Origin of the sequence: Methylocystis sp. (assembly GCF_046349115.1) — a bacterium.
GTDB lineage: Bacteria > Pseudomonadota > Alphaproteobacteria > Rhizobiales > Beijerinckiaceae > Methylocystis.
This window is the reverse complement of record NZ_JAXMCX010000002.1, coordinates 443,443-464,412: the sequence shown is the minus strand read 5'-3', so window position 1 is coordinate 464,412 and position 20,970 is coordinate 443,443. Positions and strand designations below refer to the sequence as shown.

Genomic DNA, 20,970 nt, shown 5'->3' with positions numbered 1-20,970 from the left:
CGCCGCGTCATGGCCGCGCTTGTTGCGGCCATCCACGCGACGACGCGCTGCACTTGTGAGAAAATGGGCCGGACATGCCGTCTCAGCACGAAACATTTCGCGATGTCCCGGCGTGGGTGGCCGGGACAAGCCCGGCCATGAGGGCTGAAAGTGAGCGGAAATTAACCCGAGTTCGGAGCCCTGTGCTTACCCCGCCTGCACAAAACTCTCCAGCACCATCTTCCTGCCGGCCTTGTCGAAATCGACCGTGAGCTTATTGCCGTCGATCGCCGCCACCGAGCCGGGCCCGAACTTCAAGTGAAACACGCGCGCGCCAACCGAAAAGCGCGAGCCGCCTGACGGGCGCGCGATCACTTCGCCCTCGATCGTTATCGGCTTTTTTGCGCGGCCGCCGCGCGACTCGCGCATCGAGTCGCTGCGAGAAGACTCGCCTCGCGCCGAATCTGCGCCCGCCTTGGCGCGCTTCCAGCCCGGCGTCGAATAATCGGAGCCGTAAACATCGAGATTGGCGAAGCGCGAGACGCCATAGGAGCCATATTGCGAGCCGTTCGGCGCCTCGACCACTTCGACATTATCGGACGGCAGATTGTCGATGAAACGCGACGGCACGGTCGGCTGCCACAGACCGTGAATGCGTCGGTTGCTGGCGAAATAGATTTTGGCGCGGCGCTTGGCGCGCGTGAGCCCGACATAGGCGAGGCGACGCTCTTCTTCTAATCCGGCGCGTCCCTGTTCGTCGAGGGTGCGCTGGCTCGGAAACAGGCCTTCCTCCCAGCCGGGGAGATAGACGGTTTCGAATTCGAGGCCCTTGGCGCCATGCAGAGTCATGATCGACACGCGCTCCTGATCGGCGGCGCTGTCGGTCTCCATGACGAGCGAGACATGTTCGAGAAAAGCGGCGAGATCCGGGAAAGCCTCCATCGCCCGAACCAGCTCTTTTAAGTTATCGAGCCGCCCGGCGGCCTCCGGCGTCTTGTCGGCGCGCCACATTTCGGTGTAGCCGGATTCATCCAGCACTTGCTCGGCAAGCTCATGCTGCGGCTTTGCATCGATCAGCCCGCGCCAGCGGTCGAAATCCGCGATCAGGCCGCGCAGCGCGCCACGAGGCTTTGGCCTCAGCTCCTCGCTTTCGACAAGCACGCGCGCCGCCTGCATCAGCGGAACGCGCTCGCGCCGCCCATATTCATGCAGCATTTGAAGAGTCGCGTCGCCTAAGCCCCGTTTCGGCGTATTGATGATGCGCTCGAACGCGAGATCGTCGGCGGGCTGGGCGACGCAGCGCAGATAAGCGAGCGCGTCGCGGATTTCGAGCCGTTCGTAAAAGCGCGGGCCGCCAATGACGCGATAGGGCAGGCCGATCTCGACGAAGCGCTCCTCGAATTCGCGCATCTGAAACGAAGCGCGCACCAGAATTGCGATGTCTTCGAGCGAATCGCCCTGGCGATGCAATTGCTCGATGTCTTCGCCGATGACTCGCGCCTCTTCCTGACTGTCCCAAACGCCGGTAAGCGTCGGCCTGTCGCCGTCGCCGCCGTCGGTGAACAGCGTTTTGCCGAGCCTTCCGTCATTATGCGAAATGAGATGCGAGGCGGCGGCGAGAATATGTCCGGTCGAGCGGTAGTTGCGTTCGAGGCGGATCACTTTCGCGCCGGGAAAATCCTGATCGAAGCGCAGAATGTTCTCGACCTCGGCGCCGCGCCAGCCATAGACGCTCTGATCGTCGTCGCCGACGCAGCAGAGATTTTGCTTATCCGGCGCGCGCGCCTGCGAGATCAGCCGCAGCCACAAATATTGCGCGACATTGGTGTCCTGATATTCGTCGACGAGAATATATTTGAAGCGGCGCTGATAGTCCGTGAGCACGTCCGGATTGTCGCGAAAGAGCCGCAGGCTCTCCATCAGGAGATCGCCGAAGTCGACGGCGTTCAGGACCTTGAGCCGTTCCTGATAGAGCGCGTAAAGCGCCGCGCCCTTGCCGTTGGCGAAGCTCTCGGATTCGCCGGCGGGCACCTGCGCTGGCGTCAGGCCGCGGTTCTTCCAACCGTCGATGCGCATCGCGAGCGCCCGCGCCGGCCAGCGCTTGTCGTCGATGTTTTCGGCCTGCAGCACTTGCTTCAAGAGGCGGATCTGATCGTCGACATCGAGAATGGTGAAGTTCGGCTTCAACCCGACGAGTTCGGCGTGGCGGCGCAAAATCTTGGCGCTGATCGCGTGAAAGGTGCCGAGCCATTGCATCGCCTGCGCGCCTTCGCCGACCAGCGCCTCGACTCGTTCGCGCATCTCGCGCGCCGCCTTGTTGGTGAAGGTGACGGCGAGGATTTCATAGGCGCGAGCTTTGCCGAGGGCGAGGATGTGCGCGATGCGCGTCGTCAGCGCCCGGGTCTTGCCGGTGCCGGCGCCGGCGAGCACCAGCACCGGCCCGTCGAGCGTTTCGACGGCGGCGCGCTGCTCGGGATTGAGCGCATCGAGATAGCGCGGCCGTCCAGCGCTCGCCGCCGCGCGCGCGGCGAGCCCGCCGGATTGGGGCGCGTAATCGTCAATCTCGGGAGGGTGCGCGGGCCTCGGGCTGCCGTTCATGATTCTGCGATCATATAGGAGAACGGAAGGGGAATCACTGTTTTGGATGCTTATCGCGCGCCAATCCCCTGGCCCCTCATCTCACTTCTCCCCGCAAGCGGGGAGAAGACGCGGCGGCGTCGCGCGCTTTTGTCTTCGGCGGATTGGCGCGGTCTCTATGACCCCTCTCCTCGTTTACGGGGAGAGGCGAGGGGCTTGGGTGTGTTTCCCGAGCCTTCACCCTCTTTCGGCGCGAGCGCATCACAATCCGGCGGCCAAGACCAGGCTGCGGGTGCTTGGTTCTCCTCAAGGACCGGGCTTCGGAAAAACGCTCTTCCAGTCGTTCTTCATGCTGACGACGATCCAGCCGCGCGCCTGCGCCTCGTCGAGACCGCGATTCAAGCGCCCGACGGCGGATTTGCGGTCATAGGCCGCCTCCCTTTGGGCGTCGTCGTGGTGGACAATGAGGCCGAAGCGCGCGCCTTTGCCGGCGGTGGTCCATTGCAGCATTTCGAAATCGCCGTCGGAATTGCCGAAGGCGGCAATCGGACGTCGGCCGAGATATTCATTGATCCCGACCGGCTTTCCAGCCTTGTCGTCGATGAAATTGACTCGTGGTTCTCGTAAGAGCATCGGTTCGCCGTCCTTGACGACGAATTTCGTAACGATGGTCGAACCGATCACCATGTCGGGCGGCACGCCATAGACGCGCTCGGCGAATGTTCTGATGAACTCCGAGCCGCCCCCCGAAACGATATAGGTCTTGAACCCATTGGCGCGCAGATAGGACAGCAATTCGAGCATCGGCTGATAAACGAGTTCGTCATATCTCCGCTTGAAAAAGGGGTGGATCGCGGTCGCAAGCCATTGCGCGACGGTCGCCTGGAATTCCTGCGGCGTATTGCCCGCATGCGTCGCGGTGACGAGTCGCAACGCGGTTTTTTCGCCCCCGGCGGCAAGCGTTTTGAAATCATTTTCCAGCGCCGCCTTGAAGGGCTGTTTCTTGCGCCATTTGGGATGTTTGGGCGCAAGCGCCTTTACCCGATCCAGCGCGAAGAAGAGCTGGGAATAGGCCGGCCATTCGGTCCACAACGTTCCGTCATTGTCGAAAACCGCGATGCGATCCTCGGGCTTTACAAATTCGGCGCCTCCTTCGGCCGTCACACGAGAGACGAAGGCGATGATCGCCTGTTTGGCGGCGCCGTCGTTCCAGGAGGGAAGAGCGTCGAGCGCCAGCGCCGGACGTAACAAAAGAATCGCCAATGCGAACGCGACATGGACGAACAACCGCACCGATCTCACTCCCGTTGCTTGATCGGCAAGCCTGCAGTCGGCGCAGCGATTGGCGTTCAAGGAATGGCGCTCGCAGGTTCGGTTTAAGGCTTGTCGAAGCCAAAGGGGGAGCTATCTGCGGTCATATATAGGGAATTAGTCCGACGGGAGGGAAGGCGTCATGCGACTGACTGCGGTCTTAACGCTCGCGGGCGCGCTGGCGAGCCCGCTCGCCGCCGCGCAAGCCGAAACGACGAAAAAGCCACATATCGTGGTGATTTGGGGCGACGATATCGGACAGTCGAATATCAGCGCCTATACGAACGGTCTCATGGGCTATCGGACGCCCAACATCGACTCGATCGCCCAGCAAGGCATGATCTTTACCGATTATTATGGCGAACAAAGCTGCACCGCCGGGCGCGCCTCTTTCATCACCGGGCAGAGCGGATTGCGCACCGGCCTCACCAAAGTCGGCCTGCCGGGCGCGGACCTTGGATTGCGCAAGGAAGACCCAACGATCGCCGAGCTTCTCAAGGCGCAAGGCTATGTGACGGGCCAGTTCGGCAAGAACCATCTCGGCGACAAGGATGAGTTTCTGCCTACCGCGCATGGATTCGATGAATTCTACGGAAACCTCTATCATTTAAATGCCGAGGAAGAACCCGAGCTGCCGGACTATCCCAAGCCCAACGATCCCGAATTTCCCAATTTTCGCAAGAATTATGGCCCGCGTGGGGTCATTCATAGTTTCGCGACCGCGAATGGCGGACAGAAAATCGAGGACACCGGGCCGCTAACCCGAAAGCGTATGGAAACAATCGACGACGACGTCGCCGCGCGAGTCGTCGATTTCCTCGAAAGGCAGGTGAAAGGCGATAAGCCTGTGTTTCTGTGGGTGAACTTCACTCACATGCATTTTCGCACGCACCCAAAGCCGGAAAGCGTTGGCCAATCGGGACGCTGGAATGGTCCCTATGCGGATGTGATGATCGATCACGACAAAAACGTTGGGACGATTCTTCAAAAAATCAAAGATCTCGGGATCGAGGATGAGACGATCGTCTTTTATTCGACCGACAATGGCCCGCACATGAATTCCTGGCCGGATGCGGCGATGACGCCATTCCGCAACGAGAAGAACTCCAACTGGGAAGGCGCCTATCGCGTGCCGGCGATGGTTCGCTGGCCTGGAAAGATCAAGCCAGGTTCGGTGTCCAATGAAATCGTTTCGCATCTCGACTGGATGCCGACGCTTCTCGCAGCCGCAGGCGCGCCGGACATAAAGGAAAAGTTGCTGAAAGGGTACAAGATCGGAAAATCCAACTACAAAGTCCATCTCGATGGATACAATCTGCTGCCGTATCTGACAGGCAAGGAAGATAAGAGCTCGCGCAAGGAGTTCTTTTACATATCCGATGACGGCGATCTGACCGGACTGCGATTTGACAATTGGAAGTTCGTCTTCTCGGAGCAAAGAGCGCCAGGCACTTTGCGGGTTTGGGCCGAGCCGCTGACCAATCTTCGCGTGCCGCTGATTTTCAACCTCCGCATGGACCCCTATGAGCGCGCGAACATCACCTCAAACACTTATTACGACTGGCTGCTGGATCATGCGTTCATGCTGATCCCGGCACAGACCTATGTCGGACAATATCTGGCGACGTTCAAAGACTTCCCGCCTCGACAGAAGGCCGCGTCCTTCTCGATCGATCAGGTTTTGGAAAAGCTGAAACGACCGCTGCATCGCGATTGATACGGGCGGCGGCGAATGAATTGGGCGCTTGTAACGGCGAGGCGTGCGCAAAATGCGCTTCAAAATGTCGGCCTTTGTTTTTTGGTCTGGCGTCTACAACGCCGTCTTGGCGTCGTTTTTGACGTTCCCACCGCTTTATCGGGCGATTGGACTGAATATCTGTTCGCCGGAGTGGGGATGGCTCATTGCGGGGTTCCTCGCTTACACCGGCGTTGTGTTGATTTTCGCCTCGCGGAATCTGATTCAGCGCGGCGCATTGGTCTATTGGGAGTCGTTGCTTCGCTTTGTCGCGGCGATCGTGCTGATCCCGGCTGGCGTGTTCGGCGATGTTGGCTTGATCGCCGCCCTTCTGGGCTTCGGCGACCTCATCATCGGCCTCAATTATGCGTTCGGCCTGCCGAGAGAGCTTGGCGTATCACACCGCGCCTTGCTTTTTGCAGAGCCGGTTGAAGCCAAAGACTAGCCGGCGCAACCAGAGCATGGGAGCGACGTTATTCGGCGAATTTGGCGCGTCCCTTGCGACTTTGGCCTGTGGTTTCGAGGGAATTCAAAAGCGTCCGAGCGCCCGCTCGAGCACATATACCCTTAGCGCCGAGGAGAGATTCGCTTCGCCGCGTCCGGCGTCCACCCGCGCGATGAGCGCCGCGAGCGATAGGCCTTCCAGCGCGGCGATGTCCTTCAGCGCGCGCCAGAAGGCGTCTTCGAGCGACACGCTGGTACGATGGCCGGCGATGACCACCGAATGTTTGACGACGCGTGAGCTGGGGTCTGGCGACGCCGGCGCCTCGCTCACGCTCTGTCGTCCGTTTCGCCTTCGCGCTTCTGCGCGTCGAGCTTCGCTGTCTCCAGCCGCGCCTGTGCGGCGGTTAGTTCGCGTTCAGCTTTGCTGCGTCCATGCGCGGCGCGATTCGCTTGCGCCGCGTCGTCCTTGGCGCGGCGGTCGCGCTGCTTGCGGGCGCGGCGCAGATTGACGATGTCGCCCATCAGGGCTTTTTGCGGAAGGCGTCGATCGAGACGACCTTCTCGTCGCCTTCTTCTTTCGTTTCGACGGGCCTCAGCTTTCGCTGCTTCTCGCCGCTCGCCGCTTTGGCGGGCTCCGGTTTGCCCGCTTCGACTTTGACCGCTTCGATCTTGGCGGGTTCGATCTTGCCAGTCTCCGCCTTCGCCGGCTTGAGCTCCTTCACCGGCTCGGGCGTCTTGGCGACAAGGCTCGGTCCGCTCGCGGGCGTCTCGTCTTCCGTCTCCTCATCCTCATCTTCGGCCTCCTCGAAGCGCAGGCCGAATTCGACCGCCGGATCGAAAAAGCCGGTGACGGATGCGAAGGGCACGTAAAGATGTTCGGGGATCGAGCGGAACGACAAAGTGACGCCGAAGCCTTCCTCGTCGACCTCGAGATTCGAATATTGATGCTGGAGGATGATCGTCAGCTCACGCGGCCATTGCTCGGCGAGACGGCGCGAAATCGTTACGCCCGGCGCGTCGGTGCGAAAGCTGATGGTAAAGTGATGATCGCCCGGCAGATAGCCGTTTTCCGCGACGTCGCTCAATACTTTGCGCATCACGCCGCGCATGGCGTCCTGGACGAGAAGATCGTAACGAATAATGTCCTTGGCCATTGCGTCGCGCCAAACCACTAGCTGCATGGTCGTCGGGCTGTCGCTTTCGACCATCTTAGTTGCCGCGCTTTGCGTCGTCGCGGCGCGGCGCGAGAGAAATTAAGTGGAGGCTTCTGTTGCCAGGCGCCTCCGGACCCCGCCTAGAAGTGCAAACTCCTAGGGCTTTGATCCCGGTATGGGCGCTGCATTACGCAGCGACGGCCACCGGAGCATAGTTGTCGTTGGCAACTATAAGGTTTGACCCGATAACGGCGGTATCATGCCGAGCGAAAAATCACCCTTTACGCCCTCGTCGATCCTATTTCGCCCCCGCCGAAACCCGCCGCAATGACGGGCTTGGGTGGAGGCGCCGGGTACCGCCCCCGGGTCCGAATGGTTTATTGCGGTGTTCGTTTATCGCCATAGCCGCCGCAAGCGACGGCGCAGTGAATATAGGGGCTTGCGGGATTTTGTGAAAGGGCGCCGCCGTGTCGCGCTGTGGAGAAGGGCCGCGGCGGCGGGGCGCGCCGCCGTGGCCATTGATAAAACCGCTCCGCTTACGCCGCCTTATGCTTCATCGGATGATGGACCGCCCTGCCATAGTGCTTTCCCAGCAGTTTCGTCTGATGCTTGACATGGCGCTTTGCGGCCTTGTGCTTCGCGGCCGGCGCCTTGGTCGTTTCGGCGGCGGTGGGCTGATTTGCGTCGGCGGCCGCGAAGGCGGCGCTCGATTGGATCGCGATCGGCGCGGCGAGAATAGCGCCGAGAGCCAGTATCGTCGTGAGTTTCATGGGTCAGTCTCCGTTTCGAAAATGCCCCTCTCTACTTGCGCTTGATACTCTATGACGCGCCCGCTGAACCGGCGCTGAAATCGCCGTTCATTCGGGCTTCATCAGGCGGCGGAGGAGGAGGCGCAATCCGAGGATAGGCGCTTGGCGACGCGGCGTTGCGCTCGTCGCGCCTTACGCCTCGCCGACGCGCTTTACGGCGCTAAAGCCCTTCGCCTCCATGGCGAGATGGAGCCTGTTCTGCAGGCCGGCGTCGTCGCCCTTGACGATGAGCGCGGCATTGTCGGCGATCGCCTCGCAGAGCGCGGAGACCCAGGGCTCCTCGCTCTTGGCGAAATCGCTCAGCACATAGGAATGCACCAGCCCCTTGTCGCCGGGATGGCCGATGCCGAGCCGCACGCGCTTATAGTCATTGCCGATATGCGCGGTGATCGAACGTAGCCCATTATGTCCGGCGACGCCGCCGCCGGTCTTGATCCGGCATTTGGCCGGCGCGAGGTCGAGTTCGTCGTGGATGACGACGATCTCATTGAGGCCGATCTTGTGAAAACGCGCCGCTTCGCCAACCGAGCGGCCGCTCTCGTTCATATAGGTTTGCGGCTCCAGCAGCATGATTCGTTCGCCGCCGATCGTCCCCTCGCTGACAAGGCCCTGAAAGCGCGCCCGCGCCTGCGGGAAGCCGTGCCGCCTGGCGATCGCTTCGAGCGCCATGAAGCCGATATTGTGCCGGTTCCTGGCGTAGGCGCGTCCGGGATTGCCGAGTCCGACAAGGAGCAGCATGGAATGTACCCCCACCCCAACCCTCCCCCCTCTTCGCGGGAGAGGGAGCAGATCCGGCGCTTCGCCAGTCTCGTGAGAATGCCGATCGTCCGCGATCCCTCTCCCGCAAGCGAAGCGCGGCGGGGGAGGGCTAGGGAGGGCGCTACTTCTTCTTTTCTTCCTTGGCGGGCGCTGCCGTGGGCGCCGCCGCCGGAGTCTCCTCCGCCGCGCCGCCGCCGGCCGGCGGCGTCAGACTGGCGACCGTGAAATCCTTGTCGGGATTCGTCGGCTTGCAGCCTTGCGGCAGCGGGATCGCCGAAATATGCAGCGAATCGTTGAAGTCCATCCCGGTCATGTCGGCGGTGATCGCTTCCGGAATATTGTCGGCCGGCACCCACATCTCCACCGTATGGAAGACGATGTTGAGCGCGCCGCCGCGTTTGATGCCGGGCGAGGCTTCCTGGTTGATGAAATGCACCGGCACGTTGACGCGCAGCCGCGAGCCCGGTTTCAAGCGCAGAAAATCGACATGGATCGGCGTGTCCTTGACGACGTCGAGCTGATAGTCGCGCGGGATGGCGCGCTCCTTCTTGCCGTCGATGTCGAGTTCGAAAATCGTCGTGAGGAAATGCCCCGCGAAGATAAGCTGGGAGACGCTCTTCTTGTCGAGCGAGAGCGGCTGCGGCGCTTCGCCGCCCCCATAGAGCACTGCTGGAATGCGGCCTTCACGGCGAACGCTGCGGGCGGCCCCCTTGCCTGTCCCGCTGCGCACCGCGGCCGCGAGCTTCTTGGTCTCGGCCATGTCGGTGTCCTTTAGTCAAAAGAAAAGGCGCTGCTCGCCTCCAGGGGTGTCGGAAACGCAGGCGCCGGGGGCGCTTATAGAGGCCGGCGCGGGGCGTGGCAAGATTGCCGCGCCGGCGCGGGGGTAGATGTTATAAATCTGTCGTCGTGTCTCGGGCAGATGGCGTTCATGGCAAGCGATGCGACAGAATTAGACGAGCGCCTGATGGCCGACGACGCGACGCTCGAACTGCGCCAAATCCGAGACGAGGTCGCCGCGCTCCGCGACGCCGTGGCGCGCGAAAGCGAGACGCGCCTCCTGGAGTGGGGCGCGACCCGCGAGGGGGCCTGCAATCTCGCCCATTATCTCGCGCTTCGCAGCCATGACCTGATCGCGCTGCAGCTGCGCCTCTCCGCTTACGGTCTCTCTTCGCTCGGCCGCAGCGAAGCGGATGTCATGCCGGCGCTCGACGCGCTGCTGGCGACGCTGTGCAGGCTGTGCGGCGAAGAAGCGGCATATCCCGCGCGCGGAGCGATGCGCGCGGGCGAGGATGCGCTGATCCGCGCCTGCGATCAAATCTTTGGCGGCAGCGGAGGCGTGCGCCTGACGCGCATCATGGCGACGTTGCCGAGCGAAGCCGCGACCGACGCGAGCCTCGTCGCGGCGCTTATCGACGCCGGCATGGATTGCGCCCGCATCAATTGCGCCCATGACGACGCCGCGGGCTGGCGCCAGATGGTCGACAATGTCCGCGCCGCCTCGCGGCGTCTCGATCGGCCCTGCCGGGTGCTGATGGATATTGCGGGACCGAAGCTGCGCATAGAGGCCGTGCGCGCGCCGGAGCACTACCGACTGCATCCGGGAGAACGCCCGCGTCTCGTAGCCCGCCTCGACCGGCGCAGCGGCCCCATCGCCTTCTCGCTAAATTTTCCGCAGGTCGTATCGCAGCTGCGTCCCGGCGCGGAGATTTCCTTTGACGACGGCAAGGCGACAGGACGCATCGTCGCGGCGGATGACGAGGGCGTGGAGATCGAAATCATAGCGGCCCGGGCGAAGGGCATGCGGCTGAAGCCGGACAAGGGCGTGAACCTTCCCTCGATCGACCTCGACCTTCCGCCGCTCACCAAGAAGGATATCGCCGATCTCGATGTCGTCGCGCGTTTCGCGGATATCGTCGGCTTTTCCTTCGTTCAGCGGGTCGAAGACGTGATTCTCCTGCAGGCCGAACTTGCCGCGCGGCGCGGCGAAAAGCCGGCGCAGGCAATTATCTTGAAGATTGAAACGCCGCTCGCGATCCGCAACCTGCCGCGCCTGATCGTCCAGTCGGCGGCGCGCCATCCGACGGCGGTGATGATCGCGCGCGGCGACCTTGCGGTCGAAGTCGGCTTCGCGCGCCTGTCCGAGATGCAGGAAGAAATCCTGTGGCTCTGCGAAGCCGCGCATGTTCCCGTGATCTGGGCGACGCAGGTTCTGGATCAACTCGTGCATGAAGGCGTGGCCAGCCGGCCCGAGACCACCGACGCCGCGATGGCGCAACGCGCCGACTGCGTCATGCTCAACAAGGGCGACTATCTGCCCCAGGGCGTGCGCTTCTTGCGGGACGTCATCACGCGGATGGAACGTCACCAGTCCAAGAAATTCGCTCGGCTCGCAAGGCTGCAGGCGTGGAGATAGGCGCCAAATTCGTCAGGAGGGATTGCTTCACCCCTTCTCCGGCAGATTGAGCCTGATGTGCAATTCGCGCAGATGTTTCATCGTCGCTTCCGACGGCGCGCCCATTAAAAGATCCTCGGCGCGCTGATTCATCGGGAAGAGCGTCACTTCGCGCAAATTTTCCTCTTCCGCGAGCAGCATGACGATGCGGTCGACGCCCGGCGCGATGCCGCCATGCGGCGGCGCGCCATATTGAAAGGCGCGATACATGCCGCCGAATTTGTCGATCAGCACCTCTTCGCCATAGCCGGCGATCTCGAAAGCGCGGCGCATGATGTCGGGGCGATGGTTTCTGATCGCGCCCGAGGACAATTCCACGCCATTGCAGACGATGTCGTATTGCCACGCCTTGATGTCGAGCGGCTCCATCGTGTCGAGCGCGTCGAGCCCCCCCTGCGGCATCGAGAAGGGATTATGCGAAAAATCGACCTTCTTCTCGTCCTCGTTCCACTCATACATCGGGAAGTCGACGATCCAGCAGAATTCGAACACGCCGATCTTCGACAGGCCGAGTTCGTCGCCGATGCGGATGCGCGCCGCGCCGGCGAGTTTCGCAGCCGCCGTCTCTTCGCCGGCGGAGAAGAACACTGCGTCGCCGGCCGCAACGCCGGCCTTGGCGGCGATCGCCGCTTGGGCTTCGGCGGGAATGAACTTGGCGATCGGACCCTTGCCGGCGAGCGCGCCGTTTTCTTCCTCGAAAATCACATAGCCGAGGCCCGGCGCGCCCTCGCTGCGCGCCCAGTCGTTCAGCTTGTCGAAAAAGCTGCGCGGCTGAGCGGCGGCGCCAGGCGCCGGAATGGCGCGCACGGTCTTGCCCTTGAACGCCTTGAAGCTGACATCCTCGCGGGCGAATTCCTCGGATACGTCGGCGATGATCAGCGGATTGCGCAAATCCGGCTTGTCCGTGCCATATTTCAGCATCGCTTCGCTAAAAGGAATGCGCGGAAATTTCTGCGTGACGGTCTTGCCGTTGGCGAATTCCTCGAAGAGTCCGCGCAGCACCGGCTCCATCGCCTCGAATACGTCGTCCTGGGTGACGAAGCTCATTTCGACGTCGAGCTGGTAGAATTCTCCCGGCGAGCGGTCGGCGCGCGCGTCCTCGTCGCGAAAACAGGGCGCGATCTGGAAATAGCGGTCGAAGCCGGCGACCATGATCAGCTGCTTGAACTGCTGGGGCGCCTGCGGCAGCGCGTAGAATTTGCCAGGATGCAGGCGCGACGGCACGAGAAAGTCGCGCGCGCCTTCCGGCGACGAGGCGGTCAGGATCGGCGTCTGGAATTCGAAGAAGCCCGCCTGCTTCATGCGGGCGCGGATCGAATCGATGATGCGGCCGCGCAGCATGATGTTCTGGTGCAGCTTCTCGCGCCGCAGATCGATGAAGCGATATTTGAGGCGCGTGTCCTCCGGATAGGGCTGGTCGCCGAACACCGGCACCGGCAATTCCGCGGCCGGACCCAGAACCTCGATCTCGCCGACGTAAATCTCGACCTGTCCGGTCGGCATGTCGGGATTTTCAGTGCCGGCGGGGCGCTTGCGCACCTCGCCGTCGAGCCGCACCACCCATTCCGAGCGCAGCTTCTCGGCCTGGGCGAAGGCCGGCGAATCCGGATCGACGACGCATTGCGTCAGCCCGTAATGGTCGCGCAGATCGATGAACAGCACGCCGCCATGGTCGCGAATGCGATGGCACCAGCCGGAGAGGCGGATTTTTTCGCCGACAAGCGCCTCATTGGGCGCGCCACAATTATGCGAACGGTAGCGATGCAAGGGTCGGCTCGTCGGGCTTGGGTTGTAAGGGGACGCGATCCCGGAAGGATCGGGCGATTTCGCGGCGCAGAAAGGGCATGGGCCACAACCGGCTGTCAAGCCGAGCGCCGCCGGCCGCTGCTTACTTCTTGAAAAAAGCGTCCGCGGCGGCGCTCGCCGCCTGTTTCGCCGCGCGGGCGGCCTCCAGGCGCGCGATTTCCTGCCGCAGCCGCTCGATGCGCTCGTCGATTTCGGCGATGGAGAGAAGATCGAGCGGCTGGCCGATCTCGAAGGGCGCTGGGCGGCGCGGCGCGTCATCCTCTTTGCTTTTCATTGCGCCTCGCCTTCGCTGAATTTCCTCGATCGTCGGGAAAATAGCGCCGAAGGCGCGATGCGCCAACTTGTCGGCGCGCGTCATTTGAGCGTAATTTCCCGCGCGCTTGATGGCCCGCGCTGGCGGGGCGTCGGCGGCCGTTCTAGCGCCGGCCAGAAGCGCTCATGACCGCTCAAGGCGCGGCGCGGCCTCGCCTCACTCTCGCGCCGGACGAATATTCGTATGACCAAATGGGTTTACAGTTTCAGCGCCGGCCAGTCCGAAGGGTCGGCGTCGATGAAGGAGCTGTTGGGCGGCAAGGGGGCCAATCTCGCCGAAATGGCGGCGCTCGGACTGCCGGTGCCGCCGGGCTTCACCCTCACCACCGAGGTCTGCGCCTATTTTTACGGCAATGGCAAGACTTTCCCCGCCGATCTCGCCGGACAGGTCGATGCGGCGCTCGCCGAAATCGGCCGCATCGCCGGACATGCTTTCGAAGACCCGCAATGGCCGCTGCTCGTCTCGGTGCGCTCGGGCGCCCGCGCCTCGATGCCGGGGATGATGGACACGGTGCTCAATCTCGGCCTCAATGACGACACCGTCGAAGCGCTCGCGCGCAACGCCGGCGACGAACGCTTCGCCTGGGACTGCTATCGTCGCTTCATCGAAATGTATTCTTCCGTCGTGCTCGGCGTCGAACATCACGAATTCGAGGAAGCGCTTGAGCAATTCAAGGAGAGCCGGGGGTTCGCGCTCGATACGCAGCTCTCCGCCGACGATTGGCGCAAGGTCGCCGCGCAATATAAGGCGCTCGTCGAAAAATTCGCCGGCAAGAGCTTTCCACAGGATCCGCGCGAGCAATTATGGGGCGCGATCAAGGCGGTGTTTTCCTCCTGGATGAACAACCGCGCCATCGTCTATCGCAGCCTGCATAATATTCCCGAAAGCTGGGGCACCGCGGTCAATGTCCAGGCGATGGTGTTCGGCAATATGGGCGCGCAATCGGCGACCGGCGTCGCCTTCACCCGCAATCCTTCAACCGGCGTGCGCGAGCTATATGGCGAATATCTCATCAATGCGCAGGGCGAGGACGTGGTCGCCGGCATTCGCACGCCGCAGCCGATCGCTCAATCCGCGAGCCATGCCTCCGGCTTCGAGAAAGTGTCGCTCGAAGCGGCGATGCCGGCGATTTTCGCCGAATTCAAGGGCTACGCCGACAAGCTCGAACGCCATTTCCGCGACATGCAGGACATGGAGTTCACCGTCGAGCGCGGCAAATTATGGATGCTGCAGACGCGCGCCGGCAAGCGCACCGCGCGCGCGGCGCTGAAACTCGCGGTCGACATGGCGCGCGAGGGCCTGATCGGCAAGGACGAGGCGATCACGCGGGTTGAGCCGCAGTCGCTCGAACAATTGCTGCATCCGACGATCGATCCGGCGGCGAAGCGCAATATTCTCGCGACCGGCCTTCCCGCATCGCCGGGCGCGGCGGTCGGCGAAATCGTCTTCGATCCGGAAGAGGCGGCGAAGCTCTCTTCGAACGGGCGCAAGATCATCCTGGTGCGCATCGAGACGAGTCCCGAAGATATCGGCGGCATGCATGCGGCGGAAGGCATTCTGACCGCGCGCGGCGGCATGACCTCGCACGCCGCCGTGGTCGCGCGCGGCATGGGCAAGCCCTGCGTCACCGGCGCCGGCGCGCTGCGCATCGACTATGAGGACCAGAGTTTCACTGTCGCTGGCAAGCGCTACGGCAAGGGCGAGCGCATCACCATCGACGGCTCGGCCGGCCAGGTCATCGCCGGCGAGGTGAAGATGCAGCGGCCGGAACTCACCGGCGAATTTGCCGTGCTGATGTCCTGGGCCGATCAGAAGCGGCGCCTAAAAGTCCGCGCCAACGCCGAGACGCCGTCGGACGCGCGGGCCGCCCGCCGCTTCGGCGCCGAAGGCATCGGCCTCGCGCGCACCGAGCACATGTTCTTTGAAGGCGAGCGCATCGTCGCGGTGCGCGAAATGATTCTCGCCGACAATATCGAGGGCCGCCGCCACGCGCTCACGAAGCTCCTGCCGATGCAGCGCGAGGATTTCAAGCAGCTCTTCGAAATCATGTCGGGCCTGCCGGTCACCATCCGTCTGCTCGACCCGCCGCTGCATGAATTCCTGCCGCATTCGGATTCGGAAATCGCTGCGGTGGCGAAGGCGATGGGCGCCGATCCTTTGAAGCTGCGCCGGCGCGCCGCGCAGCTGTCCGAATTTAATCCGATGCTCGGCTTTCGCGGCGTGCGCCTCGCGGTGATTTTTCCCGAAATCGTCGACATGCAGGCGCGCGCGATTTTCGAGGCGGCGATCGAAGCCTCGCTTTCGACCGGGGAACCGGTCGACATCGAGATCATGGCGCCGCTCGTCTTCGCTCGCGCCGAACTCGATTTGGTCAAGGCGCGCGTCGCCGAAATGGCGAAGCTCGTCGAGGACGAGACGGGGATCAGGCCGAACTATCACGTCGGCACGATGATCGAACTGCCGCGCGCCGCGCTGCGCGCCGGCGACATCGCGCCCTCGGCGGATTTCTTCTCCTTCGGCACCAATGACCTCACGCAGACGACGCTCGGCATTTCGCGCGACGATTCAGGCTCCTTCCTCAACGCCTATGTCGAAAAGGGGCTGCTGCCGGCGGACCCCTTCGTGACGATCGATCAGGACGGCGTCGGCGAGCTTGTGCGGCTCGGCTGCGACCGCGCCCGCGCGGGAAATCCGACGATCACGCTCGGCGTCTGCGGCGAACATGGCGGCGATCCGGCCTCCGTCGCCTTCTTCGACAAGATCGGTTGCGACTATGTGTCCTGCTCGCCGTTCCGCGTGCCGATCGCCCGCCTCGCCGCGGCGCAGGCCGCGCTCGGCGAAAAACCCGCGAGCACGGCGTAAGGCGAACTCCGACTGCGTTCGCTTGGGCGGTCATTCCCGGCAGGCCGAAGGCCTGACCGGGAATCCAGAGCCGACCCAAGAATGTTGGTCTTGCTCTGGATTCCCGATCGCGCGCGTTGCGCGCGTCTGGAATGACACCCGAACAGCTCAAACCGATTTCATCTTACGCGCTCTCCAGCTCTTCGTCGCGGTGGTTCATCTCGAAGCGGCGGACGATCAGCCTCACGAGATAAAGGCCGAATTCCGGGTTCTGGAAATAGAGCTGTTCGAACTGCTCGTAGGTGATGACGAGCAGGCTGACGTCGCTCAGGCAGCGCGCCGTCGCGGTGCGTTTGCCATGCGCCGTGAATAGCGCCATTTCGCCGAAAATATCGCCGGGCGAAAGGATCGCGCCCCGTTCGATGATTTCGACCCGGCCCTCGACGATGACATACGCCTCGTCGGCTTCGTCGCCTTTCAAAAATACCGCATCGCGGCGTCCCAGCGCGCGCGGATGCATGAAGGGCTTCAGCCATTCGATGTTCAGGTCGCTGTCATTGGCTTCGCGGACGCTGGCGATCAGCCGGCGCATTTCGCGCATGCGGGTGAAATTCAGCGGCAGATTGATCGCATGTTTGGCGATGGTCGGCGGGCTGAAAGTGAGGAGTCCATAGGTCACGCCGAGCACATTGCCGAGCATCGCCGTGATGCGCAGCGGGATCATCCGCTTCATGTAAGCCGCGCCGACGACCGTCGAGGCCTCCGCCCAGGCGAGCGCCGTCAACGCCGCTGCGCCGACCGTCTTGCCTGTGTCCGACGTCGCCCAGCTTGTCACCGCATCAATCAGTTCAGACATTCCGACTTCCATCCTTCCGCCGCGCTTAACCCGCGTGCGCAAACAACTCAAGCGCGCGGGGGCTGGACTTTCCCATGCGCTTTCGCACATTCGCCCCATGCGACAAATGAGCCGAATGCTGCGGATCGAAACTACGGGACGCGGCTGTTACGAATTCACGCCGAACATTCGCGACTTTGCGCGTGACGCCGGCATGACGCATGGCCTGCTGACAATTTTCTGCCGCCACACCTCGGCCTCGCTGCTCATTCAGGAAAACGCCGACCCGACCGTGCTGAAGGATCTCGAAGCGGTTTTTGAACGGCTCGCGCCCGAAGAAGCCAATTACGCCCACGACACGGAAGGCGCCGACGACATGCCGGCCCATATCCGCGCCGCGCTGACCCAGACGCAGCTCTCGATTCCGCTGATCGGCGGCGCCTTGGCGCTCGGAACCTGGCAGGGCGTCTTTCTATTCGAGCACCGCCGGCGCCCGCATCGGCGCGACATCGCGCTCCATCTCATCGGCGAATAGGCGGGCGGGCGCCTCATTCTGGCACGGCCTCGCCTTTCCGCCGGCAACGGTTCCGCAAGCCTAATGAACGATAAGAATTGCGAAAGATCGCATCCGGGGCGGCGCGAATCGCAGCGCCTTGCGAATCGCGTCGTCGCAGGTGGGCCAGTCTATGCGTCGTCAGTCGAGAACGCGTTCCGCACGCAGAGGGATGGCGCCCTGGGTCGTCAGCGTTATGGCGCCCTGGGCGCTCGGCGTCGGCCTGCTGGTGTCCTTCACCGCCGCCGCCGGCCAGGACCCGACCGCCGACTGGAAGCTTTCGCCGCTCGTGGCGCGCGCGCCGGGCGCGCTGGCGATCGGCTTCAGCGAGGCGGCGAGTGGCGATTACGGCTTCTACGGCGAGACGCGCGCCAGAATTCAGGAGGCGCGGCTCGTCGTCGGCGCCGCGCAGGAGAACGCGATCGATCCCGACGAGCGCGAGCCGCATGTCGATCTCAAGCCCGACGTGAAGAATTTTCCCCAGGTCGATCGGCGCAATAAGGGTGATCCCGTCGTCGCCATGCGACCTGGTTTCGAGACGCGCCGGCAAAAGCCCGCGAATTTGGGGCTGACCGATTCGCCGCCGCTGTCCTTCGGCATCGAGGGCAAGTCGACGCGGCCGACGCCGACGCCGCTGCCGCCGCGCGGCAAGACCCCCGGCGACGAGGCGCTGGAGGAGGCCGACGCCAGCGCGCCCGCGGAACCGGCGACGACCCAAAAATCGACGGCTGCCGCCTCGCCGTCGCAAAGTTCATCGATTTCGACGCCCCCCGCCGCCGATCTCCCGCGCGACGCCGGGCGAGAGGCGCCGACCGAGCGCGCGCTGCACGGCGCCAGCCCGCAGACGCCGCGCGCCGTCGCGCTCGGGTCGTCGACGCCCGCCCAGCCCGACGCCGTGCCGATCGAAGTGTCGTCTTTCCAGGGCGCGACGCTGGCGCTCGCGACCCCCGGCAAAGAGGACGCCTCGCGGCCGGATTACGCCGCCTCGATCGATCCGGAAAAGCTCGGCCGCGAGACCCGCTGTCTCGCCGAGGCGGTCTATTTCGAAGCGCGCAGCGAGCCGGAGGCGGGGCAGGCCGCCGTCGCGCAGGTGGTGCTCAACCGCGTCCAGAGCGGGCTCTATCCGGCGAGCGTCTGCGGCGTCGTCTATCAGAACCGCCACCATTACCGTGGCTGCCAGTTCTCCTTCGCCTGCGAAGGCCGCTCGCTGCGCATCACCGAAGGCGACGCCTGGGAGCAGGCGGTGCGCGTCGCCAAGGAAGTCATGGTCGGCCGCACCTATATTTCCGACGTCGGCCGTTCGACGCATTATCACGCCAATTACGTGCATCCGCGCTGGGCGCGCGCGCTGAGAAAGATGGACGTGATCGGCAGGCATATCTTCTATCGGCTGAAGCCGGGGCAGACGTAGACGACGTCATTGCGAGCGAAGCGAAGCAATCCAGAGTCGCGCTCACGGCCCTGGATTGCTTCGTCGCTGCGCTCCTCGCAATGACGAGGCGTCGGTATCGGAGCCTCAATCGATAAGTCGCGCCCGGACAAGGCCGCGCACCGAATTGCCGAGGAAAAATTCTCGTTCCGCAATGTCTTCGAGCCGCAGGATCGACTCATGGGCGCGGCCTTGCGCGATCAGCGCGGCGCGCAGCGTTCCCGGCAGCAGGCCGCTGGAGAGAGGCGGGGTCAGTAGGATTTCGCCTAGCGGAACGAAGAGGTTGCAGCGCGCCGCTTCGCAAAGCTCGCCGCGTTCGTTTTGAAAGAGAACCTCGTCGGCGCCGCAACGTTGCGCCGCTTCGGCGAGCGAATCTTCGTAAAGAGCGCGCCGCGTCGTCTTGTGGCGCAGCAGCGGATCGGCGGAGGAGAAGCGCCGCGCGGCGAGGGCGACTCGCCAGACAGTGTCGCGCGAAATCGGTTCGATCGGCGTTTCGCTTATTTCAATCGCGCCGTCGCGCGAAAGAACCAGCCGCACGCGAAGGCGTTCGCTCGCGGCTTGCGCCACGGCGGCGTTCAACGCGTCGCGCACGCGCGCTTCGTCATAGGAAAAGCCCAGCGCAGCGCTCGACGCGGCGAGTCGTGCGACATGTTCCGCCAAGAGATGAAAGCCCTCGCCGCGCGTCCACAGCAGCGTTTCGATCAGGCCGAAGTCATTGTCGCGCCGGTCAGAAAGCGCGCCTTGATCAGACATTCCTCATACTCTTCGCGCGCCCGGGAATCGGCGACGACGGCGGAGCCGACATTGCAGATCAGTTCGCGGTCCGGAAAAATCGTCAGCGTGCGGATCGCGACATTGAAGCGAATGTCGCCATCGGGCGCGATCACGCCGAGCGAGCCGCAATAGACGCCGCGCGCCGCGCATTCGAGATCGCGGATAATTTCCATCGCCCTGATCTTCGGCGCGCCGGTCACCGAGCCGCAGGGAAAAAGCCCGGCAAAGAGATCCTTCAGCGTCACGTCGTCGCGCAATTGCGCCTCGATGCCCGAGGTCATCTGATGCAACGTCGGATAGGTCTGGATAGTGAAGAGATCGGTGACCTTCACCGTGCCGACGACGGCGAGGCGCGAAAGATCGTTCCTTAAGAGATCGACGATCATCAGATTTTCGGCGCGCGATTTTTCGTCTTCGACGAGATATTGCGCGCGCGCCATGTCTTCGGTCGGCAACACGCCGCGCTGCGCCGTGCCCTTCATCGGGCGCGCGCGGATGGCGCGGTCCTGCGCCTCGAAGAACACTTCCGGCGACAGCGAGACGACGGTTTCGGCCGCGAGCGCGACGACGCCGCCATAGGCGACCGGCTGGCGCTTGCGCAGGCCCCGATAGAGCGCCAGCGGATCGCCCTCATAGCGCCCGTAAAGCGGGAAGGTCAGATTGATCTGATAGACGTCGCCGGCGAAAATATATTCGCGGCATTTGTTGAATCGCGCCGTGTAATCTTCCTGCGTCCAGGCGGGCGAAAGCGGAATATTCGGCGCGGCGCTTTCCGCCGGCGGCAGCGACCAGGGCCGCGGCGCCCGAAACGCGCCAAAGAGCAGCAGCGGCGTGCGCGCCGCCGGCGTGGCTTGCGTCGCGAATTTCGGCTCCAGCGCGTAGCCCAGCTCATAGCCGGCATAGCCCGCGAGATAGAGGCCGCGCCTTGTCGCCGCCTCCATCCGTTCGAAGGCGGCCGGAACGTCTTTCGCCGCGCGCGCGACGATGATGTCCTCCGGCTCGTCGAAGAGCAGCGCCTGACCGCCGCTACGGCCGTCTTCGAATACGACGTAAGGCCGCGCCGGCGCGTCGCTTTGGGTCAGGACGGCGGGGCGTTCGGCGGCGTCTTGCATCTTTGGCGGAGCTTTCAAGGGAAAGGGATGTTACATCAGCCCGCCCCAGTTATGAAACGCCGCGTCGCCGCGCAACCGCCGCTGCGC

Annotated in this window: 19 protein-coding genes and 1 other RNA gene; 6 read left to right on the top strand and 14 right to left on the bottom strand. The window is 63.4% G+C overall.

Annotated elements, in window-relative coordinates; genetic code table 11:
• Positions 1-186 precede the first annotated feature (186 nt).
• Together U1E20_RS07965 and U1E20_RS07960 are read right to left on the bottom strand one after the other, a co-directional pair.
• Positions 187-2,577 carry an ATP-dependent helicase gene (locus tag U1E20_RS07965; protein ID WP_409980056.1) on the bottom strand — a complete coding sequence of 797 codons (2,391 nt, stop codon included), beginning with the start codon at positions 2,575-2,577 and terminating at the stop codon, positions 187-189.
• A 285-nt stretch (positions 2,578-2,862) separates the two neighbouring features.
• Positions 2,863-3,858: an HAD family hydrolase gene (locus tag U1E20_RS07960; protein WP_409980055.1), complete on the bottom strand. Its 996-nt coding sequence runs from the start codon at positions 3,856-3,858 to the stop codon at positions 2,863-2,865.
• A gap of 151 nt (positions 3,859-4,009) precedes the next feature.
• Between U1E20_RS07960 and U1E20_RS07955 the strand changes: the two genes are divergently transcribed.
• Positions 4,010-5,584 (top strand): arylsulfatase, encoded by a 1,575-nt coding sequence (locus U1E20_RS07955; RefSeq protein WP_409980054.1) that lies wholly within the window; start codon positions 4,010-4,012, stop codon positions 5,582-5,584.
• 52 nt (positions 5,585-5,636) lie between these two features.
• Positions 5,637-6,047, top strand: a complete 411-nt coding sequence (locus U1E20_RS07950; protein ID WP_409980053.1) for a hypothetical protein — start codon at positions 5,637-5,639, stop codon at positions 6,045-6,047.
• A gap of 84 nt (positions 6,048-6,131) precedes the next feature.
• Here the strand turns inward: U1E20_RS07950 and U1E20_RS07945 are convergent, their stop codons facing one another.
• The 7 genes from U1E20_RS07945 to U1E20_RS07915 all read right to left on the bottom strand — a co-directional run bounded on the left by U1E20_RS07945 (position 6,132) and on the right by U1E20_RS07915 (position 9,528).
• Positions 6,132-6,377 (bottom strand): ribbon-helix-helix domain-containing protein, encoded by a 246-nt coding sequence (locus tag U1E20_RS07945; RefSeq protein ID WP_409980052.1) that lies wholly within the window; start codon positions 6,375-6,377, stop codon positions 6,132-6,134.
• Entirely contained in the window at positions 6,374-6,568 is a 195-nt protein-coding gene (locus U1E20_RS07940; protein WP_409980051.1) for a DUF4169 family protein, read from the bottom strand. Before U1E20_RS07940 ends, U1E20_RS07945 begins: the two co-directional genes overlap by 4 nt.
• Positions 6,568-7,200: an SspB family protein gene (locus tag U1E20_RS07935; RefSeq protein WP_409980371.1), complete on the bottom strand. Its 633-nt coding sequence runs from the start codon at positions 7,198-7,200 to the stop codon at positions 6,568-6,570. Before U1E20_RS07935 ends, U1E20_RS07940 begins: the two co-directional genes overlap by 1 nt.
• 102 nt (positions 7,201-7,302) lie before the next feature.
• Positions 7,303-7,661: a transfer-messenger RNA gene (gene ssrA, locus U1E20_RS07930) on the bottom strand.
• A gap of 75 nt (positions 7,662-7,736) precedes the next feature.
• The gene (locus U1E20_RS07925) at positions 7,737-7,970 is read right to left on the bottom strand and encodes a hypothetical protein (protein ID WP_409980050.1); all 234 of its coding nucleotides are present in this window, start codon (positions 7,968-7,970) and stop codon (positions 7,737-7,739) included.
• 171 nt (positions 7,971-8,141) lie between these two features.
• Positions 8,142-8,747, bottom strand: coding sequence for an aminoacyl-tRNA hydrolase (pth, locus tag U1E20_RS07920; protein ID WP_409980370.1), 606 nt, complete (start codon positions 8,745-8,747; stop codon positions 8,142-8,144).
• Positions 8,748-8,889: 142 nt separating this feature from the next.
• On the bottom strand, positions 8,890-9,528 hold the full coding sequence (locus U1E20_RS07915; RefSeq protein ID WP_409980049.1) for a 50S ribosomal protein L25/general stress protein Ctc: 639 nt from the start codon (positions 9,526-9,528) through the stop codon (positions 8,890-8,892).
• A 204-nt stretch (positions 9,529-9,732) separates the two neighbouring features.
• Between U1E20_RS07915 and U1E20_RS07910 the strand changes: the two genes are divergently transcribed.
• Positions 9,733-11,181, top strand: a complete 1,449-nt coding sequence (locus tag U1E20_RS07910) for a pyruvate kinase (protein ID WP_409980048.1) — start codon at positions 9,733-9,735, stop codon at positions 11,179-11,181.
• A gap of 27 nt (positions 11,182-11,208) precedes the next feature.
• On the opposite strand, the gene aspS is transcribed toward U1E20_RS07910, so the two are convergent.
• Positions 11,209-12,987: an aspartate--tRNA ligase gene (aspS, locus tag U1E20_RS07905; RefSeq protein WP_409980047.1), complete on the bottom strand. Its 1,779-nt coding sequence runs from the start codon at positions 12,985-12,987 to the stop codon at positions 11,209-11,211.
• A 121-nt stretch (positions 12,988-13,108) separates the two neighbouring features.
• The gene (locus U1E20_RS07900; RefSeq protein WP_409980046.1) at positions 13,109-13,300 is read right to left on the bottom strand and encodes a DUF1192 domain-containing protein; all 192 of its coding nucleotides are present in this window, start codon (positions 13,298-13,300) and stop codon (positions 13,109-13,111) included.
• Positions 13,301-13,522: 222 nt separating this feature from the next.
• Between U1E20_RS07900 and ppdK the strand changes: the two genes are divergently transcribed.
• A complete protein-coding gene (gene ppdK / locus U1E20_RS07895) occupies positions 13,523-16,201 on the top strand; it encodes a pyruvate, phosphate dikinase (protein WP_409980045.1) in 2,679 nt (892 codons plus the stop codon).
• Positions 16,202-16,364: 163 nt separating this feature from the next.
• Here ppdK and U1E20_RS07890 read toward each other — a convergent pair whose 3' ends face one another.
• Positions 16,365-17,036 (bottom strand): Crp/Fnr family transcriptional regulator, encoded by a 672-nt coding sequence (locus U1E20_RS07890; RefSeq protein ID WP_409980044.1) that lies wholly within the window; start codon positions 17,034-17,036, stop codon positions 16,365-16,367.
• Positions 17,037-17,133: 97 nt separating this feature from the next.
• On the opposite strand from U1E20_RS07890, the gene U1E20_RS07885 reads away from it, so the two are divergent.
• The gene (locus U1E20_RS07885) at positions 17,134-17,550 is read left to right on the top strand and encodes a secondary thiamine-phosphate synthase enzyme YjbQ (protein WP_409980043.1); all 417 of its coding nucleotides are present in this window, start codon (positions 17,134-17,136) and stop codon (positions 17,548-17,550) included.
• A gap of 190 nt (positions 17,551-17,740) precedes the next feature.
• The gene (locus tag U1E20_RS07880) at positions 17,741-18,979 is read left to right on the top strand and encodes a cell wall hydrolase (protein WP_409980042.1); all 1,239 of its coding nucleotides are present in this window, start codon (positions 17,741-17,743) and stop codon (positions 18,977-18,979) included.
• Between the two features lie 105 nt (positions 18,980-19,084).
• On the opposite strand, the gene U1E20_RS07875 is transcribed toward U1E20_RS07880, so the two are convergent.
• A complete protein-coding gene (locus U1E20_RS07875; RefSeq protein ID WP_409980041.1) occupies positions 19,085-19,750 on the bottom strand; it encodes an aminotransferase class IV in 666 nt (221 codons plus the stop codon).
• On the bottom strand, positions 19,699-20,883 hold the full coding sequence (locus U1E20_RS07870; RefSeq protein WP_409980040.1) for an aminodeoxychorismate synthase component I: 1,185 nt from the start codon (positions 20,881-20,883) through the stop codon (positions 19,699-19,701). The genes U1E20_RS07875 and U1E20_RS07870 overlap by 52 nt, the downstream gene beginning before the upstream one ends.
• Between the last annotated feature and the right edge of the window lie 87 nt (positions 20,884-20,970).